Source organism: Oceanobacillus sp. GQ8, from assembly GCF_059758495.1.
Window position 1 is genome coordinate 17,322 of record NZ_JCAXEV010000007.1, and the last position, 21,812, is coordinate 39,133.

The 21,812-nt window shown below is 41.4% G+C and carries 27 protein-coding genes; all 27 read right to left on the reverse strand.

Annotated features, from left to right (window positions below; all coding sequences use genetic code 11):
• The 27 genes from rpmD to rpoB all read right to left on the reverse strand — a co-directional run bounded on the left by rpmD (position 1) and on the right by rpoB (position 21,451).
• A complete protein-coding gene (rpmD, locus tag AC6CHS_RS18920; protein WP_036578647.1) occupies positions 1–183 on the reverse strand; it encodes a 50S ribosomal protein L30 in 183 nt (60 codons plus the stop codon).
• A gap of 13 nt (positions 184–196) precedes the next feature.
• Positions 197–697, reverse strand: a complete 501-nt coding sequence (gene rpsE, locus AC6CHS_RS18925; protein WP_036578733.1) for a 30S ribosomal protein S5 — start codon at positions 695–697, stop codon at positions 197–199.
• A gap of 23 nt (positions 698–720) precedes the next feature.
• Entirely contained in the window at positions 721–1,083 is a 363-nt protein-coding gene (rplR, locus tag AC6CHS_RS18930; protein ID WP_106895423.1) for a 50S ribosomal protein L18, read from the reverse strand.
• 32 nt (positions 1,084–1,115) lie between these two features.
• The gene (gene rplF, locus AC6CHS_RS18935) at positions 1,116–1,652 is read right to left on the reverse strand and encodes a 50S ribosomal protein L6 (protein WP_498238257.1); all 537 of its coding nucleotides are present in this window, start codon (positions 1,650–1,652) and stop codon (positions 1,116–1,118) included.
• Between the two features lie 30 nt (positions 1,653–1,682).
• Positions 1,683–2,081 carry a 30S ribosomal protein S8 gene (gene rpsH / locus AC6CHS_RS18940; protein WP_036578652.1) on the reverse strand — a complete coding sequence of 133 codons (399 nt, stop codon included), beginning with the start codon at positions 2,079–2,081 and terminating at the stop codon, positions 1,683–1,685.
• 29 nt (positions 2,082–2,110) lie between these two features.
• Positions 2,111–2,296, reverse strand: coding sequence for a type Z 30S ribosomal protein S14 (locus AC6CHS_RS18945; protein ID WP_019375521.1), 186 nt, complete (start codon positions 2,294–2,296; stop codon positions 2,111–2,113).
• Between the two features lie 29 nt (positions 2,297–2,325).
• Positions 2,326–2,865 (reverse strand): 50S ribosomal protein L5, encoded by a 540-nt coding sequence (rplE, locus tag AC6CHS_RS18950; RefSeq protein ID WP_036578655.1) that lies wholly within the window; start codon positions 2,863–2,865, stop codon positions 2,326–2,328.
• A gap of 27 nt (positions 2,866–2,892) precedes the next feature.
• Positions 2,893–3,204 carry a 50S ribosomal protein L24 gene (gene rplX / locus AC6CHS_RS18955; RefSeq protein ID WP_036578657.1) on the reverse strand — a complete coding sequence of 104 codons (312 nt, stop codon included), beginning with the start codon at positions 3,202–3,204 and terminating at the stop codon, positions 2,893–2,895.
• 34 nt (positions 3,205–3,238) lie between these two features.
• A complete protein-coding gene (gene rplN, locus AC6CHS_RS18960) occupies positions 3,239–3,607 on the reverse strand; it encodes a 50S ribosomal protein L14 (protein WP_036578659.1) in 369 nt (122 codons plus the stop codon).
• 42 nt (positions 3,608–3,649) lie between these two features.
• Positions 3,650–3,913, reverse strand: coding sequence for a 30S ribosomal protein S17 (gene rpsQ / locus AC6CHS_RS18965; RefSeq protein WP_036578661.1), 264 nt, complete (start codon positions 3,911–3,913; stop codon positions 3,650–3,652).
• 25 nt (positions 3,914–3,938) lie between these two features.
• Positions 3,939–4,139 carry a 50S ribosomal protein L29 gene (gene rpmC, locus AC6CHS_RS18970; protein ID WP_036578662.1) on the reverse strand — a complete coding sequence of 67 codons (201 nt, stop codon included), beginning with the start codon at positions 4,137–4,139 and terminating at the stop codon, positions 3,939–3,941.
• On the reverse strand, positions 4,129–4,563 hold the full coding sequence (gene rplP / locus AC6CHS_RS18975; RefSeq protein WP_036578664.1) for a 50S ribosomal protein L16: 435 nt from the start codon (positions 4,561–4,563) through the stop codon (positions 4,129–4,131). The genes rpmC and rplP overlap by 11 nt, the downstream gene beginning before the upstream one ends.
• 18 nt (positions 4,564–4,581) lie before the next feature.
• Positions 4,582–5,223, reverse strand: a complete 642-nt coding sequence (gene rpsC, locus AC6CHS_RS18980) for a 30S ribosomal protein S3 (RefSeq protein WP_036578666.1) — start codon at positions 5,221–5,223, stop codon at positions 4,582–4,584.
• 3 nt (positions 5,224–5,226) lie between these two features.
• Positions 5,227–5,568: a 50S ribosomal protein L22 gene (gene rplV, locus AC6CHS_RS18985; protein ID WP_036578667.1), complete on the reverse strand. Its 342-nt coding sequence runs from the start codon at positions 5,566–5,568 to the stop codon at positions 5,227–5,229.
• A gap of 18 nt (positions 5,569–5,586) precedes the next feature.
• The gene (gene rpsS, locus AC6CHS_RS18990; RefSeq protein WP_036578668.1) at positions 5,587–5,865 is read right to left on the reverse strand and encodes a 30S ribosomal protein S19; all 279 of its coding nucleotides are present in this window, start codon (positions 5,863–5,865) and stop codon (positions 5,587–5,589) included.
• 58 nt (positions 5,866–5,923) lie between these two features.
• On the reverse strand, positions 5,924–6,754 hold the full coding sequence (gene rplB / locus AC6CHS_RS18995) for a 50S ribosomal protein L2 (protein ID WP_036578670.1): 831 nt from the start codon (positions 6,752–6,754) through the stop codon (positions 5,924–5,926).
• Between the two features lie 31 nt (positions 6,755–6,785).
• Positions 6,786–7,073: a 50S ribosomal protein L23 gene (gene rplW / locus AC6CHS_RS19000; protein ID WP_036578671.1), complete on the reverse strand. Its 288-nt coding sequence runs from the start codon at positions 7,071–7,073 to the stop codon at positions 6,786–6,788.
• Entirely contained in the window at positions 7,073–7,696 is a 624-nt protein-coding gene (gene rplD, locus AC6CHS_RS19005) for a 50S ribosomal protein L4 (protein WP_036578672.1), read from the reverse strand. The genes rplW and rplD overlap by 1 nt, the downstream gene beginning before the upstream one ends.
• A gap of 26 nt (positions 7,697–7,722) precedes the next feature.
• Positions 7,723–8,352, reverse strand: a complete 630-nt coding sequence (gene rplC / locus AC6CHS_RS19010; protein ID WP_036578674.1) for a 50S ribosomal protein L3 — start codon at positions 8,350–8,352, stop codon at positions 7,723–7,725.
• A gap of 30 nt (positions 8,353–8,382) precedes the next feature.
• A complete protein-coding gene (rpsJ, locus tag AC6CHS_RS19015) occupies positions 8,383–8,691 on the reverse strand; it encodes a 30S ribosomal protein S10 (protein WP_036578675.1) in 309 nt (102 codons plus the stop codon).
• A 516-nt stretch (positions 8,692–9,207) separates the two neighbouring features.
• Positions 9,208–10,398, reverse strand: coding sequence for an elongation factor Tu (gene tuf / locus AC6CHS_RS19020; protein WP_036578677.1), 1,191 nt, complete (start codon positions 10,396–10,398; stop codon positions 9,208–9,210).
• A gap of 121 nt (positions 10,399–10,519) precedes the next feature.
• Positions 10,520–12,598: an elongation factor G gene (gene fusA / locus AC6CHS_RS19025; RefSeq protein ID WP_036578678.1), complete on the reverse strand. Its 2,079-nt coding sequence runs from the start codon at positions 12,596–12,598 to the stop codon at positions 10,520–10,522.
• A 42-nt stretch (positions 12,599–12,640) separates the two neighbouring features.
• The gene (rpsG, locus tag AC6CHS_RS19030) at positions 12,641–13,111 is read right to left on the reverse strand and encodes a 30S ribosomal protein S7 (protein WP_036578679.1); all 471 of its coding nucleotides are present in this window, start codon (positions 13,109–13,111) and stop codon (positions 12,641–12,643) included.
• A 48-nt stretch (positions 13,112–13,159) separates the two neighbouring features.
• On the reverse strand, positions 13,160–13,573 hold the full coding sequence (gene rpsL, locus AC6CHS_RS19035) for a 30S ribosomal protein S12 (protein WP_036578680.1): 414 nt from the start codon (positions 13,571–13,573) through the stop codon (positions 13,160–13,162).
• A gap of 148 nt (positions 13,574–13,721) precedes the next feature.
• On the reverse strand, positions 13,722–13,973 hold the full coding sequence (locus tag AC6CHS_RS19040; RefSeq protein WP_036578682.1) for a 50S ribosomal protein L7ae-like protein: 252 nt from the start codon (positions 13,971–13,973) through the stop codon (positions 13,722–13,724).
• Positions 13,974–14,191: 218 nt separating this feature from the next.
• Positions 14,192–17,803 carry a DNA-directed RNA polymerase subunit beta' gene (gene rpoC / locus AC6CHS_RS19045; RefSeq protein WP_498238258.1) on the reverse strand — a complete coding sequence of 1,204 codons (3,612 nt, stop codon included), beginning with the start codon at positions 17,801–17,803 and terminating at the stop codon, positions 14,192–14,194.
• 111 nt (positions 17,804–17,914) lie between these two features.
• Positions 17,915–21,451 carry a DNA-directed RNA polymerase subunit beta gene (gene rpoB / locus AC6CHS_RS19050; protein WP_498238259.1) on the reverse strand — a complete coding sequence of 1,179 codons (3,537 nt, stop codon included), beginning with the start codon at positions 21,449–21,451 and terminating at the stop codon, positions 17,915–17,917.
• Positions 21,452–21,812: the final 361 nt, after the last annotated feature.

Below are 21,812 nucleotides of genomic sequence, written 5' to 3' on the forward strand. Positions count from 1 at the left end.
TTAAAGTTCTTTAACCGCTACTAGATGAGATACTTTGTTAACCATACCGCGAACGGCATCAGTATCTTCACGTACTACGGATTGACGAATCTTTCTAAGTCCTAATGCTTGAACAGTTTTCTTTTGTACATCTGATCCACCGATAACACTACGCGTGAGGGTGATTTCTAATTTTTTAGACATAACAGTTCCCTCCTTATCCTAACAGTTCTTCCACAGACTTTCCACGTAGTTTTGCTACGTCTTCTGCGCGCTTCAAGTTTGTTAAACCGTTTAATGTTGCACGAATCATGTTAATTGGTGTATTTGAACCAAGTGATTTTGTTAAAATATCACCAACACCCGCAAGTTCAAGGATGGCACGAACCGGTCCACCAGAGATAACTCCAGTACCCTCTGCTGCAGGTTTCATCAATACATTACCAGAACCAAAACGTCCATTAATTTGATGAGGAATAGTAGTTCCGACGATCGGTACTGTAATCAGATTTTTCTTCGCATCATCAACTGCTTTTTTAATTGCTTCTGGTACTTCTTGTGCTTTACCTGTACCAAATCCTACATGGCCATTTTTATCACCGACAACTACTAAAGCAGCAAAGCGGAAACGACGTCCACCTTTAACTACTTTTGCAACACGGTTGACCGTAACAACACGTTCTTCAAGATCTAATTTGTTCGGATCGATGTTTGACATCATGTATGTCCCTCCTTTATCTATTAAAATTCAAGACCTGCCTCACGGGCAGCATCTGCTAATGCTTTTACACGTCCATGATAAAGGTAGCCTCCGCGATCGAATACAACCGATTTGTAACCTTTATCTTGGGCACGTTTCGCGATAGTTTCTCCGACTTTCACGGCAGCGTCAAGGTTGCCAGTAGCTTCTACTTTTAATTCGTTATCTTTAGTTGAAGCACTTGCAACTGTTACACCATTATTGTCATCAATTAACTGTGCATAGATGTGTTTATTTGAACGATATACGTTAAGACGCGGGCGTTGCTCCGTACCAGAAATGTTTTTTCTTACACGTGCATGCCTTCTTTTACGTACAATATTTTTGTCAGGCTTTGTGATCATTTAGGTCACTCCTTTCTGCTCCCTAACTAGTCTTACTTAGCAGTTTTACCTTCTTTACGACGTACATATTCACCTTCGTAGCGAATACCTTTTCCTTTGTAAGGCTCAGGTGGTCTGATTGCTCTAATATTGGAAGCAACTGCACCAACAAGCTCCTTATCAATTCCTTTAACAATTACTTGCGTGTTTTTAGGAACGTCAATTTCAATGCCGTCAATTGTATCAAGTTCAACTGGGTGTGAGTAACCAGCGTTAATCACAACTTTGTCTCCTTGTTTTGTAGCACGGTAACCAACCCCAATGATTTCAAGGGATTTTTCGAACCCTTTGCTTACACCTTCAACCATGTTGTTGATTAAACTACGAGTAGTTCCGTGCAGGGCACGATGGTCTTTGTGGTCACTTGGACGTGCAATTGTAACAACATTATCTTCAATATTAATATTCATATCCTGGTGTACGTTTCTTGTTAACTCACCTTTAGGTCCTTTCACAGACACTGTAGTTCCGTTAAGTTTAACTTCTACACCTTGTGGAATTTCAATCGGCTTAAGTCCTATACGAGACATTCCATACACCTCCTCATCAAAAAATGTTAATTACCAAACGTATGCTAGAACTTCGCCACCAACAGCTTGTGAACGTGCTTCTTTATCAGAAAGCACACCTTTTGATGTTGAGACAATAGCTATACCTAAACCATTAAGTACACGTGGTACTTCATTAGCTTTAGCGTAAACACGTAGTCCTGGCTTACTAATACGTTTGATACCTGTAATTACTCGTTCTTCGTTTGTACCGTATTTAAGGAAAATACGCAAAACACCTTGTTTGTTATCTTCAACAAACTCATAATCTGAAACGAATCCTTCACGCTTAAGGATGTCAGCGATCTCCTTCTTCATTGTTGAAGCCGGAAGCTCTAACTTTTCATGGCGTACCATGTTAGCATTACGAATACGAGTTAGCATATCTGCAATTGGATCTGTCATAACCATTACTAATTACCTCCTTCCCGAATCGGGGTTTACCAGCTTGCTTTTTTGACACCAGGAATTTGACCTTTGTAGGCAAGTTCACGGAAACAAATACGGCAAAGTTTAAATTTACGGATTACAGAATGTGGACGGCCACAACGTTCGCAACGTGTATATTCACGTACTTGATACTTTTGTGGGCGTTTTTGTTTCGCAATCATTGATTTTTTAGCCACAATTTTCCCTCCTTGTATTAGCTCTAAGCTTATTTTTGGAAAGGCATGCCTAGCTGAGCTAAAAGTTCACGAGCCTCTTCGTCAGTATTGGATGAAGTTACAATAACGATATCCATACCACGTACCTTGTTCACTTTATCATAATTAATTTCCGGGAATATTAGCTGTTCTTTTACACCTAATGTATAGTTTCCACGACCATCAAAAGCTTTTTTAGAGATACCACGGAAGTCACGTACACGTGGAAGTGATACCGAAACAAGCTTTTGAAGGAATTCGTACATACGCTCACCGCGAAGGGTTACTTTTGCACCGATCGGCATTCCTTCACGAAGGCGGAAACCAGCGATTGATTTCTTAGCACGAGTGATCAATGGTTTTTGACCAGAAATTAACGCAAGCTCTTCAACAGCGCTATCTAATGCTTTAGAGTTTTGAACTGCATCACCGACACCCATGTTGATAACAATCTTCTCAACAGCTGGTACCTGCATTACAGACTCATAATTAAATTTATTCATCAAAGATGGTGATACTTCATCTTGGTATTTTTTTCTTAATTCATTCATCAATGTCGCCCTCCTTTCGTCGCTAAATTATTTATCTATTGCTTCACCGGATTTTTTAGCGATGCGGACTTTCTTTCCGTCACGTACTTCATACCCAACGCGAGTTGGTTCACCGGATTTAGGATCTATTGGCATTACGTTAGAAGCGTGGATTGGAGCTTCTTGGTTTAGGATTCCACCTTGTGGATTTTCCTGTGAAGGTTTCGCATGTTTTTTCATCATGTTAATGCCTTCTACAAGAACGCGCTCCTGAGCTGGGTTCACTTCTAGGATTGTGCCTTCTTTACCGCGGTCTTTACCGGATATTACTTTAACTTTATCACCTTTTTTTACATGCATGCTTGACGCACCTCCTTGCAAGGCTAATTTTAGCTTATAGAACTTCTGGAGCTAGAGATACGATTTTCATGAATTTTGCATCACGTAATTCACGTGCAACTGGTCCGAAGATACGAGTACCTCGTGGACTTTTATCATCACGGATAATTACCGCTGCATTTTCATCAAAACGAATGTATGAACCATCTTTACGACGTGCACCAGATTTAGTACGTACGATGACAGCTTTAACAACTTCACCTTTTTTGACAACGCCTCCTGGTGTTGCTTGTTTGACAGTACAAACAATTACATCACCAATATTGGCAGTTTTACGGCCAGATCCGCCTAACACTTTAATAGTTAAGACTTCACGTGCGCCAGAGTTATCTGCAACTTTTAAGCGAGTTTCCTGTTGAATCATATCGCTGTGACCTCCCTTCGGATACCTTCCGAGCGAACTTTATTATATAATTACCGCTTCTTCAACGACTTCAACCAAACGGAAACGTTTAGTTGCTGATAGCGGACGAGTTTCCATGATACGCACAACATCTCCAGTTTTTGCCTGGTTGTTCTCGTCATGTGTTTTGAATTTCTTAGAGTATTTTACACGTTTACCGTATAGTTTATGAAACTTATAAGTTTCAACTAATACTGTAATTGTTTTATCCATTTTGTCTGATACGACACGGCCTGTATATACCTTACGATCATTACGTTCAGTCATTCGAGGCTAACCTCCTCTCAGATTTCTAGTTATTTACGCTAACTTCGCGTTGACGTACTACTGTTTTCATGCGAGCAATTGACTTTCTCACTTCACGAATACGAGCAGTGTTTTCCAGTTGACCAGTTGCAAGCTGGAAGCGCAAATTAAATAGTTCTTCTTTTAAAGATTTTACTTTTTGTTCAATTTCGGCAGTGGTTAGTTCTCTGATTTCATTAGCCTTCATTGCTTTCACCACCAATTTCTTCACGTTTTACGAATTTAGTTTTGATCGGCAGTTTGTGAGATGCTAGACGTAGCGCTTCACGAGCAACCTCTTCGGGAACTCCTGCGATTTCAAACATGATTTTTCCTGGTTTTACTACTGCTACCCAGCCTTCTGGAGCACCTTTACCGGAACCCATTCGAACTTCTAGGGGTTTTGCAGTGTATGGCTTATCAGGAAAGATTTTAATCCAAACTTTACCGCCACGTTTCATGTAACGAGTCATTGCAATACGGGCAGCCTCAATCTGACGACTAGTGATCCATGAAGCTTCTGTTGCCTGTAGGCCGTATTCACCAAAAGCTACTGTAGTACCACCTTTAGCTTGGCCTCTCATTTTACCACGATGTTGTCTACGATATTTTACGCGTTTAGGCATTAACATAATGCATTGCCCCCTTCCTTATTTGTTTGATTTAGTTGGAAGGACTTCCCCACGATAGATCCACACTTTAACACCTAGTTTACCGTAAGTAGTATCTGCTTCAGCTGTACCATAATCGATATCAGCACGCAATGTGTGTAGTGGTACTGTTCCTTCACTATAATGTTCCGCACGAGCGATATCTGCTCCACCAAGACGTCCGGAAACTTGTGTTTTGATTCCTTTTGCTCCTCCGCGCATTGCACGTTGAATTGATTGCTTTTGTGCACGACGGAATGAGATACGGTTTTCTAATTGACGAGCAATGTTTTCAGCAACTAGTGTTGCATCAAGATCAACTTTCTTAATTTCAACGATGTTGATGTGTACTCGTTTACCAGTCAAGCTGTTCAATGATTTACGTAGAGCTTCTACTTCAGAACCGCCTTTACCAATTACCATTCCTGGTTTCCCAGTGTGAATAGTGATGTTTACGCGATTAGCTGCGCGCTCGATGTCGATAGAAGAAACAGCAGCAATGCGCAAACGGTTTTCAAGATATTCTCTGATTTTAATATCTTCATGTAGTAAGTCTGCATAGTCTTTACCAGCATACCATTTTGACTCCCAGTCTTTAATGATGCCGACACGAAGACCCGTTGGATTTACTTTTTGACCCACTGACTATCCCTCCTTCTTTTCTGTTACAACCACTGTAATGTGGCTAGTGCGTTTGTTAATTTTACTTGCACGTCCTTGTGCACGTGGACGGAAACGTTTCAATGTAGCACCTTCATTTACAAATGCTTCGGAAATCACTAGATTGTCCGGGTCCATTTCGTAGTTGTGTTCTGCGTTTGCGATAGCAGACTTCAAAACCTTCTCTACGACTGGAGAAGCACCGCGTTGTGTGTGGCGTAGAATTGCAACTGCTTCGCCAACGTTTTTTCCTCGAATTAAATCAACGACTAATCGTACTTTACGAGGAGCAATACGAACCGATTTCGCCATGGCTTTAGCTTGCATACTTAGTGCCTCCTCTCATTAGCGTTTAGTTTTCTTATCATCGCCACCATGCCCTTTATACGTGCGAGTTGGCGCGAATTCACCTAGTTTATGACCGACCATGTCTTCTGTGATATAGACTGGTACGTGTTTACGTCCATCATATACAGCAACAGTGTGACCAATAAAAGTAGGGAATATTGTTGAACGACGTGACCAGGTTTTTACTACCTGTTTCTTGTCGTCTTCATTTAATTTCTCGATCTTTGACAATAGATGGTCATCTGCAAAAGGTCCTTTTTTCAAGCTACGACCCATGGATAAACCTCCTTCCGCAATTGAGAGACGGGTATATAATCCCGTCCACTACTTTCGATTATTTTTTACGTTTACGAACGATATATTTATCAGTCGGCTTATTACGTTTACGAGTTTTGTAACCAAGTGTAGGTTTGCCCCAAGGTGACATTGGTGATTTACGTCCGATTGGCGCACGTCCTTCACCACCACCGTGTGGGTGATCGTTAGGGTTCATTACAGAACCACGAACTGTAGGGCGTTTGTTTAACCAGCGTGAACGACCAGCTTTACCGATACGAATAAGCTCATGTTCTAAGTTTCCAACCTGACCAACAGTTGCGCGACAAGTTGTAAGAACTAGACGAACTTCACCTGATGCTAAACGAACAAGTGTGTACTTTTCTTCACGACCAAGAATTTGTGCTTCCGCACCAGCAGAACGAGCTAATTGACCACCGCGTCCTGGCTTTAATTCAACGTTATGAATAATTGTACCAACTGGAATGTTAGCAAGTGGAAGTGCGTTACCTACTTTGATATCCGCATCTACACCAGATTCGATTTTTTGTCCTACTTTTAGTCCTTTCGGAGCCAAAATGTAGCGTTTTTCACCATCAGCGTAATTGATTAGTGCAATGTTAGCTGAACGGTTTGGATCATACTCAATAGTAGCAACGCGTCCTGGTATACCATCTTTATCACGTTTAAAGTCGATAATACGGTATTGACGCTTATGACCGCCACCTTGATGACGAACAGTTAGTTTCCCTTGGTTGTTACGACCACCACGTTTGTACAACGGGCTTAAAAGGGATTTCTCTGGAGTGTCTGTAGTGATTTCCGCGAAATCGGACACTGACATATTACGTCTTCCGTTAGACGTTGGTTTGAATTTTTTAATCGCCATCTTGTTTTCCCTCCTTCACGAGATTTTCTAGTTAACCTTCGAAGATTTCCAGATCTTTACTGTCTTCTGAAAGTTGAACGATAGCTTTTTTGCGGTTTGGACGGTAACCACCGTATCTTCCCATCCGCTTAAATTTACCTTTAAGGTTCATTGTGTTTACTTTATCTACTTTAACGCCAAATACAAGTTCAATAGCATCTTTGATCTCTGTTTTATTGGCTTTAGTACTTACTTCAAACGTATATTTCTTTTGTTCCATTAAGTCAGCAGAATTCTCTGTAATGACAGGGCGCTTTATAATATCACGTGGATCTTTCATTATGCAAGCACCTCCCCTGCTTTTTCAGCTGCATCCTTCGTTAGGATCAGCTTGTCATGCGTAAGCAAATCTAGAACATTTACTTCTTCAACAGTTAGAACTTTAACAGATTGAAGGTTGTTTGCGGAACGGATAACCGTTTCGTCTTTCTCAGCAGTTACGATCAATGCTTTTGTATCCACATTAAGTGCTTTAAGCATGCTCACTACTTCTTTTGTTTTTGGAGCATCCATCGCTAGACTTTCCAATACTACTAGATTTTCTTCTTGTACTTTAGAAGAAAGTGCAGATCTTAGTGCTAGACGACGTACCTTTTTAGGTAGTTTGTAGCTGTAGCTGCGTGGTGTTGGACCAAACACTACACCTCCGCCTACCCATTGTGGAGAGCGAATAGAACCTTGACGCGCACGGCCAGTTCCTTTTTGACGCCATGGTTTACGACCACCACCGCGTACGTCAGAACGACCTTTAACTGCATGAGTTCCTTGACGCATAGATGCACGTTGCATTACTACTGCTTCATGTAAAACATGTGTATTTGGTTCAATTCCAAATACAGAATCATTTAATTCCAGATCACCAGCTTGTGAACCGTCTTGTTTTAATAGTGCTACTTTAGGCATGACATATCCTCCCTTCGTGTGTGTGATTAGTTAGCCTTTACTGCACTCGTAATTTTTACGAATGATTTTTTTGCACCTGGTACATTACCTTTGATCAATAGCAAGTTGCGTTCAGCATCTACACTAACAACCTCAAGGTTTTGAATTGTTACTTGTGTTCCACCCATTTGACCTGGTAGTGGACGTCCTTTGAAGACACGCATTGGGTCAACCGCACCTAGTGAACCAGGGCTTCTGTGGTAATGAGAACCATGGGACATTGGACCACGTTGTTGATTGTGGCGTTTAATAGAACCTTGGAATCCTTTACCTTTGGTTGTGCCTGTTACGTCGATCTTGTCTCCTGCTTGAAAAACTTCAACGCTGATTTCTTGACCAACTTCATGTTCGTCAAGCTTCGCGTCACGGATTTCACGAACGTAGCGCTTAGGGGCTGTGTTTGCTTTGTCAGCATGGCCTTTTTCCGCCTTGTTAGTACGTGATCCTTTTTCATCAGCAAAACCGATTTGCAGTGCTTCATAGCCATCATTTTCTAATGTTCTTTTTTGTAGAACTACGTTTGGCTCAGCTTGAATTACAGTCACAGGTACTAATTCACCAGTTTCAGAAAATAGCTGAGTCATGCCGATTTTACGACCTAAGATTCCTTTCGTCATCCGTTACACCTCCTATAGTAAAACATTTATTTATAATTTAATTTCAATGTCAACACCTGATGGTAAGTCAAGACGCATTAGTGAATCAACTGTTTGTGGTGTTGGGTTAACAATATCGATAAGACGTTTATGTGTACGCATTTCGAATTGCTCACGTGAATCCTTATACTTGTGCACCGCACGTAGTACTGTGTAAACCGATCTTTCTGTAGGTAATGGAATCGGACCAGACACACTAGCACCTGAACGTTTCGCAGTATCTACGATTTTCTCAGCTGATTGATCTAAAATACGGTGATCATAAGCTTTCAAACGAATTCTAATCTTCTCTTTTGCCATTATTTTCCCTCCTTCTCGCCCATATTATTATAGACATTCTCCACGAAAATATCTCGACAACCCGCCATGGCAAAGGGGCCGGGTGTGCCAACAACCTTCCGCTTCATCGCCTTTGATGACCAACATTCTTATTATATAGAATTTATACGGTCATTGCAACCCTTTTTGTAAAAAACATTCATTGGGTCGCACATCTATGTATTATACTAACTATCGCTACTAAATGCAAGGGTGTGTGGAAATCTCTTTAATAAATTTCTTATGTGGTATACCTTATCTTTTTAAGGGGGAAGAGAAACTAACAACTGGTACCTTTAGTTAGTTATGGATGGGCCTATTACAATGAGGTTTGTGGTATTTTACTAAGTACATCTATATACATTGGATCGCCTTATGGTTATTTAAAAATAAGTGCTTGGTTGTTTAATAGGTATTGTACCATTTCCTACGAAGATTGAATTCTTGTTTATAACCAAAAAAGGACCGCGCATAGTGCGCAGTCCTTTTGAAAAGGTATTATTTGTTGATAGAAGAAACAACACCAGATCCAACAGTACGTCCACCCTCACGGATAGAGAAACGAGTACCGTCTTCGATAGCGATTGGCGAGATCAATTCTACAGACATTTCGATGTTATCGCCAGGCATTACCATTTCAACGCCTTCTGGAAGTGTAACAACGCCAGTTACGTCAGTTGTACGGAAGTAGAACTGTGGGCGGTAGTTACCGAAGAATGGAGTATGACGTCCACCTTCTTCTTTTGACAATACATAAACTTCAGCTTTGAAGTTAGTGTGTGGAGTAATTGAACCAGGCTTAGCAAGCACTTGTCCACGGTTGATGTCTTCACGTGCTACACCACGAAGAAGTGCACCAATGTTATCTCCAGCTTCTGCATAGTCAAGAAGCTTACGGAACATTTCAACACCAGTTACAGTTGTTTTAGAAGCTTCTTCATTGATACCAATGATTTCAACTTCGTCCCCAACTTTAACTTCTCCACGTTCAACACGGCCTGTTGCTACAGTACCACGACCAGTGATTGAGAATACATCCTCAACTGGCATCATGAATGGTTTGTCTTTGTCGCGATCTGGAGTAGGGATGTACTCGTCAACTGCGTCCATAAGTTCAATGATTTTTGCTTCGTAGTCTGCATCTCCTTCGATTGCTTTAAGAGCAGAACCTTTGATTACTGGTACGTCATCACCAGGGAAGTCGTATTCAGTTAATAGGTCACGTACTTCCATTTCAACTAGCTCAAGAAGTTCTTCATCGTCAACCATATCAGTTTTGTTAAGGAATACAACGATTGAAGGTACACCTACGTTACGAGATAGTAGGATGTGCTCACGAGTTTGTGGCATTGGACCATCTGCAGCAGATACTACAAGGATAGCTCCGTCCATTTGTGCAGCACCAGTGATCATGTTTTTAACATAGTCAGCGTGACCTGGGCAGTCAACGTGTGCATAGTGACGAGTATCTGTTTCGTACTCTACGTGAGAAGTCGCGATTGTGATTCCACGTTCTTTTTCTTCTGGTGCGTTATCAATTTGGTCATATGCCATTTGAGTACCTTTACCAGATTTCTTGTGCATTACGATTGTAATAGCAGCAGTTAAAGTAGTTTTACCATGGTCAACGTGTCCGATAGTACCAACGTTTACGTGACTTTTTGAGCGATCAAACTTTTCTTTACCCATTTATAGTTCCTCCTTTAAATAAATAAAAGTATTTGTAAGATTTTATGTGTGGCTAAGAAACAATACTAGATTATTTCTTAGCCTTCACTAAAGTTATACTTTAGTTGCAGAAAAAAATCAATTATTCACCTGCATTTTTCTTGATAATTTCTTCAGAAATGCTTTTCGGCACTTCTTCGTAATGATCAAAATGCATTGTGAAGACTCCGCGTCCTTGCGTGTTAGAACGTAATGCAGTTGCATAACCGAACATTTCAGATAAAGGAACAAATCCTCTTACTACCTGTGCAGTTCCGCGTGCTTCCATACCTTCCACACGACCACGACGACTTGTTACGTCACCCATGATATCACCAAGGTACTCCTCAGGGATAACAATTTCTACTTTCGCGATTGGCTCAAGTAAAACTGGGTTACATTTGTTTTTCGCTGCTTTCAGTGCCATTGATCCAGCAATTTTAAATGCCATCTCGTTGGAATCCACATCATGGTAGCTTCCATCATATAGAGTAGCTTTAACATCGATTAGTGGATATCCAGCTAGGACACCATTTTCCATTGATTCTTCAATACCTGCTTCAACAGAACCGATGTATTCACGTGGTACGACACCACCAACAACTTTGTTTACAAATTCATAGCCGGCACCTTCTTCGTTTGGCTCAAATTTAACCCAAACGTGTCCGTATTGCCCACGTCCACCTGACTGACGTACGAATTTACCTTCGACTTCAGCTGCTGAACGGAATGTTTCACGGTATGCAACTTGTGGCGCACCAACATTAGCTTCAACTTTAAATTCACGCTTCAGGCGGTCAACAATGACATCAAGGTGAAGTTCACCCATACCAGAGATGATCGTTTGTCCTGTTTCAACGTTTGTTTCTGTTCTGAAGGTAGGATCCTCTTCAGCAAGTTTACCTAGAGCGATACCCATTTTATCCTGATCGGCTTTTGTTTTAGGTTCGATTGCAACCCCAATAACCGGTTCAGGGAAGTCCATGGATTCTAGAATAACTAGATCCTTTTCATCACAAAGAGTGTCCCCTGTAGTTGTATCTTTAAGACCAACTGCTGCAGCAATTTCACCGGAATAAACTTTTGAGATTTCTTCACGGGAGTTAGCGTGCATCTGTAGGATACGACCAACGCGTTCACGTTTGTCTTTAACAGAGTTTTTTACATAAGAACCAGAATCTAAAGTTCCAGAGTATACGCGGAAGAATGTTAGCTTTCCTACGAATGGGTCTGTCATTACTTTAAACGCTAGCGCTGAGAATGGTGCTTTATCATCTGATGGACGTGTAACTTTCTCTTCTGTTCCAGGAACAATCCCTTCGATAGCAGCAACATCAGTTGGTGCTGGAAGATACTTGATAACACCATCAAGCATTAATTGAACACCTTTATTCTTAAATGCTGAACCACAGTATACCGGGTAGAATTCTACATCCAGTGTTGCCTGACGAATTGCATTATTCAATTCTTCGTTGGAGATTTCTTCTCCTTCTAGGAATTTCATCATTAACTCTTCATCAAGTTCAGATACAGCTTCGATTAAGCTAGCGCGTAGCTCTTCTGCTTTTTCCTTGTACTCTGCAGGAATCTCGCGAGACTCTGCTTTTGTACCAAGGTCATCAAGATAGAAGTGAGCTTCCATATTTACAAGGTCAATAATACCTTCGAATTCGTCTTCAGCACCAATTGGTAGCTGTACAGGATGCGCGTTTGCACCAAGACGTTCTTTCAAAGTACCTGTAGAGTAAAGGAAGTCTGCACCAATTTTGTCCATTTTGTTAATGAAAACAATTCTTGGTACACCATACGTAGTAGCCTGACGCCAAACTGTTTCTGTTTGAGGTTCAACACCTGATTGAGCATCAAGAACCGTAACGGCACCATCAAGTACGCGTAGTGAACGTTCAACTTCAACAGTGAAGTCTACGTGTCCTGGTGTATCAATGATGTTGATACGGTGGTCTTTCCATGCAGCAGTTGTTGCAGCGGAAGTAATTGTAATACCACGCTCTTGCTCCTGCTCCATCCAGTCCATTTGAGAAGCACCTTCATGTGTTTCACCAATTTTATGAATACGTCCTGTGTAGAAAAGAATACGCTCTGTAGTAGTGGTTTTACCTGCATCAATGTGTGCCATAATTCCAATATTACGCGTCTTTTCCAAGGAGAACTCTCTAGCCATGTATTCTTCTCCTTCCTATTAAAAGCTATATTTTGAATTAACTTACCAGCGGTAGTGAGCGAATGCTTTGTTCGCTTCCGCCATTTTGTGCATTTCTTCGCGACGTTTAACTGCAGCTCCTGTATTGTTAGAAGCATCCAGAATTTCGTTAGCAAGACGTTCTTCCATTGTCTTTTCTCCGCGTAGACGAGAATAGTTTACGATATAACGTAGTCCTAGAGCCTGACGGCGTTCTGGGCGAACCTCCATTGGCACTTGGTAGTTTGAACCACCAACACGGCGTGCGCGTACTTCAAGTACAGGCATTACGTTTTTCATAGCTTGTTCAAAAACTTCCATAGCGTTTTGTCCGCTTTTTTCATTTACAAGTTCAAATGCATTATAAAGAATTTTTTGTGCAATCCCCCGTTTACCGTCAATCATGATCTGGTTGATTAAACGAGTGACAAGTTTTGAATTATAAAGTGGATCTGGCAAGACATCGCGTTTAGGTACTGGTCCTTTACGTGGCATATGTCCTCCTCCTTTCCTAATTATGATGATGCGAGACTAGTGTCTCGCTTATTTTTTAGGTCTTTTCGTACCGTATTTAGAACGGCCTTGTGCACGACCTTCAACTCCTGCTGTATCAAGTGCTCCACGAACAATGTGGTAACGAACACCAGGTAAGTCTTTTACACGTCCACCGCGAAGCAATACAACACTGTGCTCCTGTAGATTGTGACCAATCCCTGGGATATATGCAGTTACCTCCATGTTGTTAGAAAGACGAACACGCGCATATTTACGAAGTGCAGAGTTCGGTTTCTTTGGAGTTAGTGTACCCACACGTGTACAAACACCACGTTTTTGTGGAGAGTTTTGGTCTGTTAGTTTCTTTTTGAAGCTATTGTAGCCTTTGTTAAGTGCTGGAGAATCAGACTTTTTAGGCTTGCTCACACGCCCTTTACGGACAAGTTGATTAATAGTTGGCATTTTGTTTTCCTCCCTTCCGGAATAAATAATAGTCTAAAATAAACTGGCACAACCTAGAGTATAAAAGGTTGTTTGTAATACCACACAGCCAGGTGGTTCATCTTTTGGCAAAAAACAAAGCTTCAACGATTTAGTTTCGTTAAAACTATTATCTTCTGATTGCTACTGTTGAGGCACCCACTTCAATACCGCAAGCTGCACCTAGCTTTTCCATTGAATCTACTCGCTGACAAGGTATACCAAGTTCTTCAGCCAAACCTGCTACCTTTTGCGTTATTTGCCTATCAGCATCATCTGCAATAACCACTTCGCTTATTTCGCCATTTTTCATAGCTTTTAGCGTTTGTTTAGTACCGATGATTATTCGTGATTTAACCTGTGCTACTTTTTCATAAGACATTTCATATCCTCCAAAGCAACAAGTGTAATCAGAAGCACCTTGAATATTCTACCATTCACATTTTTTAATGTCAACATGATTTAAAATATTTTTTGATGCTTCTAATTGTTATCCCTTGTTTTTAACCTAAAGATCAGAGGAGCCAGTTTGCTACCAATCCGTAACAGATATCTCTATTTTCCTGACTCCCTACTTTAGGTGTTGGTAAGCTATCCCCACTATTGTATGGTTTCTGTTTCTTCTGTTTCCTCGGTTGTATCTGCTAAGTCATCCAGAGAAGCTTTCACTTTTCGGTATTTCTGCATTCCAGTACCAGCTGGAACAAGTTTACCGATGATAACATTCTCTTTCAAACCAAGTAATTCATCACGTTTTCCTTTGATCGCTGCATCTGTAAGAACCCTTGTTGTTTCTTGGAACGATGCGGCTGATAAGAAGGAATCTGTTTCAAGGGAAGCTTTTGTAATACCAAGCAGAACTGGTTTCCCTGTCGCTGGTTGCGCACCCTCGTTTAGTACCGTATGGTTGGCATCACGGAATTGGTGTAACTCAAGCAAGGATCCTGGAAGAACATTTGTGTCTCCTGAATCAATTACTCTTATCTTACGAAGCATTTGGCGAACCATTACTTCTACGTGTTTGTCACCAATTTCCACACCTTGCATACGGTAAACGCGTTGAACTTCGCGTAACAAGTAATCCTGAACGCCTTCCACACCCTGTACACGTAATAGATCTTTTGGATCAACAGAACCTTCTGTAAGTTCCTGACCAGCAATAACGGTGTCTCCAACGCTGACCTTCATACGGGCATTGTAAGGAACTGCGTAAGCACGTTGCTCTACGTCGCTTTGAACAATGATTTCCTGTTTATCTTTTACTTCTTTTACTTCCTGAACAGTACCATACACTTCACTAATTACAGCTTGACCTTTCGGGTTACGCGCTTCAAATAACTCTTGGATACGCGGTAAACCTTGGGTAATATCGTCTCCAGCAACCCCACCTGTATGGAAGGTACGCATTGTTAGCTGTGTACCTGGCTCTCCGATGGATTGTGCTGCGATAATTCCTACTGCTTCGCCAACTTCAACATCGGCTCCTGTAGCAAGGTTACGGCCATAACACTTCTGACAAACACCATGTTTCGTGTTACAAGTAAACGCCGTACGAATGGTAACTTCTTCAATGCCTGCTTCCACAATTTGCTTCGCTTGGTCCTCTGAAATCAACTCATCATGCTCTACGATGATATCACTGGTTTCAGGGTGCTTCACAGGGTGGAACGCAGTACGACCAATTAGACGGTCGATAAGTGGTTCAATTAATTCGGTTCCGTCAGTTAGAGCTGAAACAGTTAAGCCTCTATCTGTACCACAGTCATCTTCACGGACAATAACATCCTGCGCAACATCAACGAGACGACGGGTTAGGTAACCAGAGTCCGCTGTCTTCAAGGCAGTATCGGCAAGTCCTTTACGCGCACCGTGAGTGGAGATAAAGTACTCTAGTACTGTAAGTCCTTCTCGGAAACTTGACTTGATCGGTAACTCAATGATCTTACCAGCCGGGTTGGCCATTAGACCACGCATACCAGCAAGCTGTGTGAAGTTGGAGGCATTACCCCTCGCCCCTGAATCACTCATCATGAAGATTGGGTTACGTTCACTAAGTGACTTCATAAGTTTTTCTTGGATATTATCCTTCGCTTGTGACCAAACAGCGATAACTCTGTCATAACGCTCTTCATCTGTAATCAGACCACGACGGAATTGTTTTAAGACATTATCTACTTTCTTCTGTGCTTCTACAAGGATTGTTTCTTTTTCTGGTAGTACCACGATATCAGAGATACCAACAGTCATACCCGCCTTCGTAGAATAGCTGAATCCGAGATCCTTCATTCTATCAAGCATTTTAGACGTTTCACTAATCTTAAATTTCTTAAAGACTTCGGCGATGATATCACCAAGGAAACCTTTCTTGAACGGCTTGATAATCTCTCGAGATTTTATCTCTTCCTTAATGTTTGTGCCGTTAGCAACAAAGTATTTCTCCGGAGTTTCGATCTCCAGGTTACTTTGTGTCGGCTCATTAATATACGGGAAGGACTCAGGAAGAATGTTATTGAAAATAAGCTTCCCAACCGTTGTAATTAGCAACTGATTGTGTTGCTCTTCTGTGAATGTTTTATTATTTAGACTTGAAGCCTGAACAGCTATCCGTGTATGAAGATGTACATAACCGTTTTGGTATGATAGTACTGCTTCATTAAGATCTTTAAAGACAGTACCTTCCCCAATTGCACCCTCACGTTCTAGAGTTAAGTAGTAGTTTCCTAATACCATATCCTGAGAAGGTGTAACAACTGGTTTTCCATCTTTCGGATTTAAGATGTTCTGTGCTGCAAGCATCAAGATACGTGCTTCAGCTTGAGCCTCTGCAGATAGTGGTACATGGACTGCCATTTGGTCTCCATCAAAGTCAGCGTTATATGCTGTACATACAAGTGGATGTAACCTAATTGCCCGGCCTTCTACCAATGTTGGCTCAAATGCCTGAATTCCCAATCTGTGAAGCGTTGGTGCACGGTTAAGTAATACAGGATGCTCCTTAATCACTTCTTCCAATACGTCCCAAACCTCTGGGTGTACACGTTCAATTTTCCGCTTAGCAGATTTGATGTTGTGCGCAATACCTTTTGAAACGAGCTCTTTCATGATAAATGGTTTGAATAATTCTAGCGCCATTTCCTTCGGCAGACCACATTGATACATTTTCAGATGTGGACCAACGACGATAACGGAACGACCAGAGTAGTCAACACGTTTACCTAGCAAGTTTTGACGGAAACGACCCTGTTTCCCTTTAAGCATATGTGAAAGGGATTTAAGTGGTCTATTACCAGGACCAGTCACTGGACGACCACGACGGCCATTATCAATTAATGCATCTACCGCTTCTTGTAGCATCCGCTTCTCGTTTTGTACGATAATGCTTGGTGCTCCAAGATCCAACAGTCGTTTAAGACGGTTGTTACGGTTAATTACTCGACGATACAAGTCATTTAAATCAGAAGTGGCGAAACGCCCACCATCCAGTTGTACCATTGGACGGATTTCTGGTGGAATAACAGGTAATACGTCCAATACCATCCAAGAAGTATCATTACCGGAATTACGGAATGATTCAAGTACCTCTAGACGTTTAATCGCACGTGTTCTCCGTTGTCCTTGAGCTGTCTTCAATTCTTCTTTCATTGCATCGACTTCTTTTTCTAGGTCAATGTCTTGAAGAAGCTTACGGATCGCTTCTGCACCCATTTGAGCTTTAAACGTTTTTCCGTACTTGTCATAATAAGCGCGGTATTCTTTCTCTGACAAAAGCTGCTTCTTCTCTAATGGTGTGTTACCTGTCTCTGTAACAATATATGCAGCGAAATAAATAACTTCTTCCAATGCTCGTGGTGACATATCTAGCACAAGACCCATTCTGCTTGGGATTCCTTTGAAATACCAGATATGGGAAACAGGTGCTGCTAATTCAATATGTCCCATACGCTCACGACGTACTTTTGCTTTTGTTACTTCCACACCACATCGGTCACAAACAACGCCTTTATAACGAACTCGTTTGTATTTTCCACAATGACATTCCCAGTCTTTTTGCGGTCCAAAAATACGTTCACAAAACAGGCCGTCTTTTTCTGGCTTTAGTGTCCGATAGTTAATTGTTTCAGGTTTTTTTACCTCACCGTATGACCATGAACGGATCTTTTCTGGTGAAGCCAACCCTATTTTCATATACTCAAAATTATTTACATCTAGCAAGGGGCCTACCTCCCTTTTAGTGTCCAAAAATTTACCACAAGCTTATTTATGCGTTATATACAATAAAAGTGGGGGAGGTTCCTAACCCTATAGGAACCTGCCATCCAACTTTTAGTTACCTTCTACTTCTAAATTTAGCTTACTTGCCTGTTGTGTTTCCTCTTCTTCCAATTCGCGCATATCAATTTCCTCTTCATCGCTGGAAAGCATTTTAACATCCATTCCTAGACTTTGAAGTTCTTTGATTAATACTTTGAAAGATTCTGGAACGCCTGGTTCAGGGACGTTGTCACCTTTAACAATGGACTCATAAGTTTTCACACGACCGACAATATCATCTGATTTAACAGTTAATATTTCCTGTAGTGTATATGCAGCACCATATGCTTCAAGTGCCCAAACCTCCATCTCACCGAAACGCTGTCCACCGAACTGTGCTTTACCACCTAGTGGTTGCTGCGTTACAAGTGAATAAGGACCTGTTGAACGGGCGTGTAATTTATCATCAACCATGTGAGCAAGTTTGATCATGTACATGACACCAACAGACACACGGTTATCAAATGGCTCACCGCTTCTACCATCATAAAGAACGGTTTTCGCGTCACGAGGCATTCCCGCTTCTTCAAGTGTTTCCCATACATCTTCTTCTGTAGCGCCATCAAATACTGGTGATGCAACATGTAGTCCAAGCTGTCTTGCAGCCATTCCTAGATGTAATTCAAACACCTGTCCGATATTCATACGTGATGGTACCCCTAATGGGTTAAGCATGATATCAATTGGTGTGCCATCCGGCATGAACGGCATATCTTCTTCAGGTAAAATTTTAGAAATTACACCTTTGTTACCATGACGTCCTGCCATTTTATCGCCCTCATGAATTTTACGTTTTTGGACGATATATGCACGAACAAGTTGATTTACACCTGGTGGCAGTTCGTCTCCATCTTCACGGTTGAAGATTTTAACATCATGAACAATTCCACCAGCACCATGTGGTACACGTAAGGATGTATCTCTAACTTCACGAGCTTTTTCACCGAAGATAGCATGTAGCAAACGCTCTTCAGCGGATAGTTCTGTAACTCCTTTTGGCGTTACTTTCCCTACAAGAATGTCACCGTCTGTTACCTCAGCACCAATACGGATAATTCCATGCTCATTAAGGTTTTTCAATGCATCTTCCCCAACGTTCGGGATATCTCTTGTAATTTCTTCTGGTCCAAGCTTTGTATCACGTGCTTCAGACTCATATTCTTCGATGTGAATAGAAGTATAAACATCGTCTTTTACAAGTCTCTCACTCATGATGATAGCATCCTCATAGTTATAACCTTCCCAGGTCATAAATCCTACAAGAACATTACGCCCTAGCGCCAGTTCTCCATTTTCCATGGATGGACCATCAGCTAAGATTTCACCTTTTGTTACTCGGTCGCCTCCACTTACGATCGGGCGTTGGTTGTAACAAGTTCCTTGGTTGGAACGAATGTACTTCTGTAGCTTGTAACGATCTACGTCACCTTCTACTTCTTTACCATCCACTTCAGAAATACGACGTACGTAGATTTCTTTCGCTTCTACGCGTTCCACGATTCCTTCATGGCGACAAATAATAGCGGCACCAGAGTCTTTACCATCTACATATTCCATACCAGTACCAACAATCGGTGCTTCCGGGTTCATCAAAGGAACAGCCTGACGTTGCATGTTCGCGCCCATTAGTGCACGGTTGGAGTCATCATTCTCCAAGAAAGGAATACATGCTGTCGCAGCCGATACAACCTGTTTCGGAGATACGTCCATGTAATCAATTTGATCACGTGGAACAATGGTGTTCTCCCCGCGGAAACGAGCAATTACTTCTTCGTCAACAAAGTTACCTTCATCGCCTAATTTCGCATTTGCCTGTGCAACAACGTAATTATCTTCTTCATCTGCTGTCAGATAATCAATCTGCGCTGTAACCTTACCTGTTTCTGGATCTACCCGACGATAAGGTGTTTCGATAAAGCCGAACTTGTTCACTTTTGCATAACTGGACAGAGAGTTAATCAAACCGATGTTTGGACCCTCTGGTGTTTCAATCGGACACATACGACCATAGTGGGAATAGTGAACGTCACGTACTTCAAATCCAGCACGCTCACGTGTCAATCCACCTGGTCCAAGTGCAGATAGACGACGTTTATGCGTCAACTCTGCTAGCGGATTCGTCTGGTCCATAAACTGGGATAACTGTGAGCTACCAAAGAATTCTTTAATAGACGCAATAACCGGACGAATATTGATTAATTGTTGTGGTGTAATGCTAGAAGTATCCTGAATGGACATTCTCTCACGCACGACACGCTCCATACGTGACAAACCAATACGGAATTGGTTTTGCAACAATTCACCAACTGAACGCAAACGACGATTACCTAGATGGTCAATATCATCTGTGTCCCCCACTCGGTGTAATAGGTTAAAGAAGTAACTGATTGATGAAAGGATATCAGCAGGTGTAATGTTCTTCACGCTAGTATCCACATCAGCATTTCCGATTACGTTAAGCACTCTTTCACCACTAGGGTCTGTTGGATCTACGATTTTAATGGATTGTAACGTAATATCTTCTTCAAGAACGCCATCTTTTGGCTCGCTTGTAATTTCGCCAAGCTTCTCTTCCGCTTTATCAAGATAAGGGATTAGTTTATTTAATAGTTTACGTTCTAGCTTGTCGCCTTTCTCTGCAAGAACTTCACCAGTTTCCTGATCCACTACCGTTTCAGCCAACACTTGGTTGAATAGGCGGTTTTTTATGTGTAATTTTTTATTCATTTTATAGCGCCCAACATGAGCTAAATCATATCTCTTAGGATCAAAGAAACGTGATACTAATAGACTTTTAGCATTTTCAACTGTCGGTGGCTCACCAGGACGAAGACGCTCATAAATTTCCAGTAGCGCTTTTTCCGTGGTTTCTGTATTATCTTTTTCAAGAGTGTTTTTAAGGTACTCATTATCACCAAGAAGATCAATGATTTCCTGATCTGTACCAAAACCAAGGGCACGAAGAAGCACCGTGATCGGCAACTTACGTGTACGGTCGATACGAACATAGGCAACGTCCTTGGCATCTGTTTCAAACTCTAGCCAAGCTCCCCTATTGGGAATAACCGTAGCAGCTACACCCCTTTTACCGTTTTTGTCTATCTTTTCATTATAGTAGACACTTGGTGAACGTACGAGCTGGGAAACAATTACTCGTTCCGCACCATTAATTACGAAAGTACCTGTATCTGTCATTAATGGGAAATCACCCATAAATACTTCCTGCTCTTTTACTTCACCGGTCTCATTATTAATCAAACGGACCTTCACGCGAAGCGGAGCATTGTACGTAACGTCTCTTTCTTTTGATTCATCTACAGGATATTTTGGCTCACTGAGACTGTAATCCACAAACTCTAGTGATAAATTACCTGTAAAATCTTCAATAGGAGAGATGTCTCTAAACATTTCCCGCAAACCTTCTTCTAAGAACCACTCATAAGAAGCGGTTTGAATCTCGATTAGGTTTGGCAACTCTAATACCTCACTAATGCGCGCATAGCTCCTGCGTTGGCGGTGCCGTCCATACTGAACTAGTTGACCTGTCAACTGCTTCACCCCTTAAATCATGCATTCTTTATAGATTTCTCTACTCGGAATGGGTTATTATATTTAGGAAAACATACTAAAATAGCCTGCTTTCCGGTTCTAGCAAACAAACATAAAATGCCCAGTAAACATACTGAACAACTTGTAATTCGGAGTGATTACAAGTAGAATAATACGTAAAAAATGCTAGAGAAACGCAAAATAAAAATAGAAAAAAGGCTTTTTATTAAAAAAACCGTCTCTTATTTTACCCGATTTTACAAGTGTCCCCGAAGACTTATAAAATATACGTTTCAATTTTTATGAAAATACTTCTTGACAGAAGAACCCCCATGTTAGCATTTTCCTATCTTAACATAAC

Bases quoted from the DNA above. Each gene is read 5' to 3' on its own strand.
- rplR (WP_106895423.1), bottom strand. From the start codon at position 1,083: ATGATCACAAAGCCTGACAAAAATATTGTACGTAAAAGAAGGCATGCA.
- rpmD (WP_036578647.1), bottom strand. From the start codon at position 183: ATGTCTAAAAAATTAGAAATCACCCTCACGCGTAGTGTTATCGGTGGA.
- rpsE (WP_036578733.1), bottom strand. From the start codon at position 697: ATGTCAAACATCGATCCGAACAAATTAGATCTTGAAGAACGTGTTGTT.
- AC6CHS_RS19040 (WP_036578682.1), bottom strand. From the start codon at position 13,973: ATGTCTTATGAAAAAGTAGCACAGGTTAAATCACGAATAATCATCGGT.
- rpsG (WP_036578679.1), bottom strand. From the start codon at position 13,111: ATGCCACGTAAAGGACCAGTACCTAAACGCGATGTCTTGCCAGATCCA.
- rplN (WP_036578659.1), bottom strand. From the start codon at position 3,607: ATGATTCAACAGGAAACTCGCTTAAAAGTTGCAGATAACTCTGGCGCA.
- rplD (WP_036578672.1), bottom strand. From the start codon at position 7,696: ATGCCTAAAGTAGCACTATTAAAACAAGACGGTTCACAAGCTGGTGAT.
- rplV (WP_036578667.1), bottom strand. From the start codon at position 5,568: ATGCAAGCTAAAGCCATGGCGAAATCGGTTCGTATTGCTCCTCGTAAA.
- rpsH (WP_036578652.1), bottom strand. From the start codon at position 2,081: ATGGTTATGACAGATCCAATTGCAGATATGCTAACTCGTATTCGTAAT.
- rplP (WP_036578664.1), bottom strand. From the start codon at position 4,563: ATGTTAATGCCTAAACGCGTAAAATATCGTAGACAACATCGTGGTAAA.
- rplF (WP_498238257.1), bottom strand. From the start codon at position 1,652: ATGTCTCGTATAGGACTTAAGCCGATTGAAATTCCACAAGGTGTAGAA.
- rpsS (WP_036578668.1), bottom strand. From the start codon at position 5,865: ATGGGTCGTAGCTTGAAAAAAGGACCTTTTGCAGATGACCATCTATTG.
- rplW (WP_036578671.1), bottom strand. From the start codon at position 7,073: ATGAAAGATCCACGTGATATTATAAAGCGCCCTGTCATTACAGAGAAT.
- rplX (WP_036578657.1), bottom strand. From the start codon at position 3,204: ATGCATGTAAAAAAAGGTGATAAAGTTAAAGTAATATCCGGTAAAGAC.
- rplE (WP_036578655.1), bottom strand. From the start codon at position 2,865: ATGAATGAATTAAGAAAAAAATACCAAGATGAAGTATCACCATCTTTG.
- rpsL (WP_036578680.1), bottom strand. From the start codon at position 13,573: ATGCCAACTATTAATCAACTTGTCCGTAAAGGGCGTGTGAGCAAGCCT.
- fusA (WP_036578678.1), bottom strand. From the start codon at position 12,598: ATGGCTAGAGAGTTCTCCTTGGAAAAGACGCGTAATATTGGAATTATG.
- rpsJ (WP_036578675.1), bottom strand. From the start codon at position 8,691: ATGGCAAAAGAGAAGATTAGAATTCGTTTGAAAGCTTATGATCACCGT.
- rpsQ (WP_036578661.1), bottom strand. From the start codon at position 3,913: ATGACTGAACGTAATGATCGTAAGGTATATACAGGCCGTGTCGTATCA.
- rplB (WP_036578670.1), bottom strand. From the start codon at position 6,754: ATGGCGATTAAAAAATTCAAACCAACGTCTAACGGAAGACGTAATATG.
- tuf (WP_036578677.1), bottom strand. From the start codon at position 10,398: ATGGGTAAAGAAAAGTTTGATCGCTCAAAAAGTCACGTAAACGTTGGT.
- rplC (WP_036578674.1), bottom strand. From the start codon at position 8,352: ATGACGAAAGGAATCTTAGGTCGTAAAATCGGCATGACTCAGCTATTT.
- rpmC (WP_036578662.1), bottom strand. From the start codon at position 4,139: ATGAAGGCTAATGAAATCAGAGAACTAACCACTGCCGAAATTGAACAA.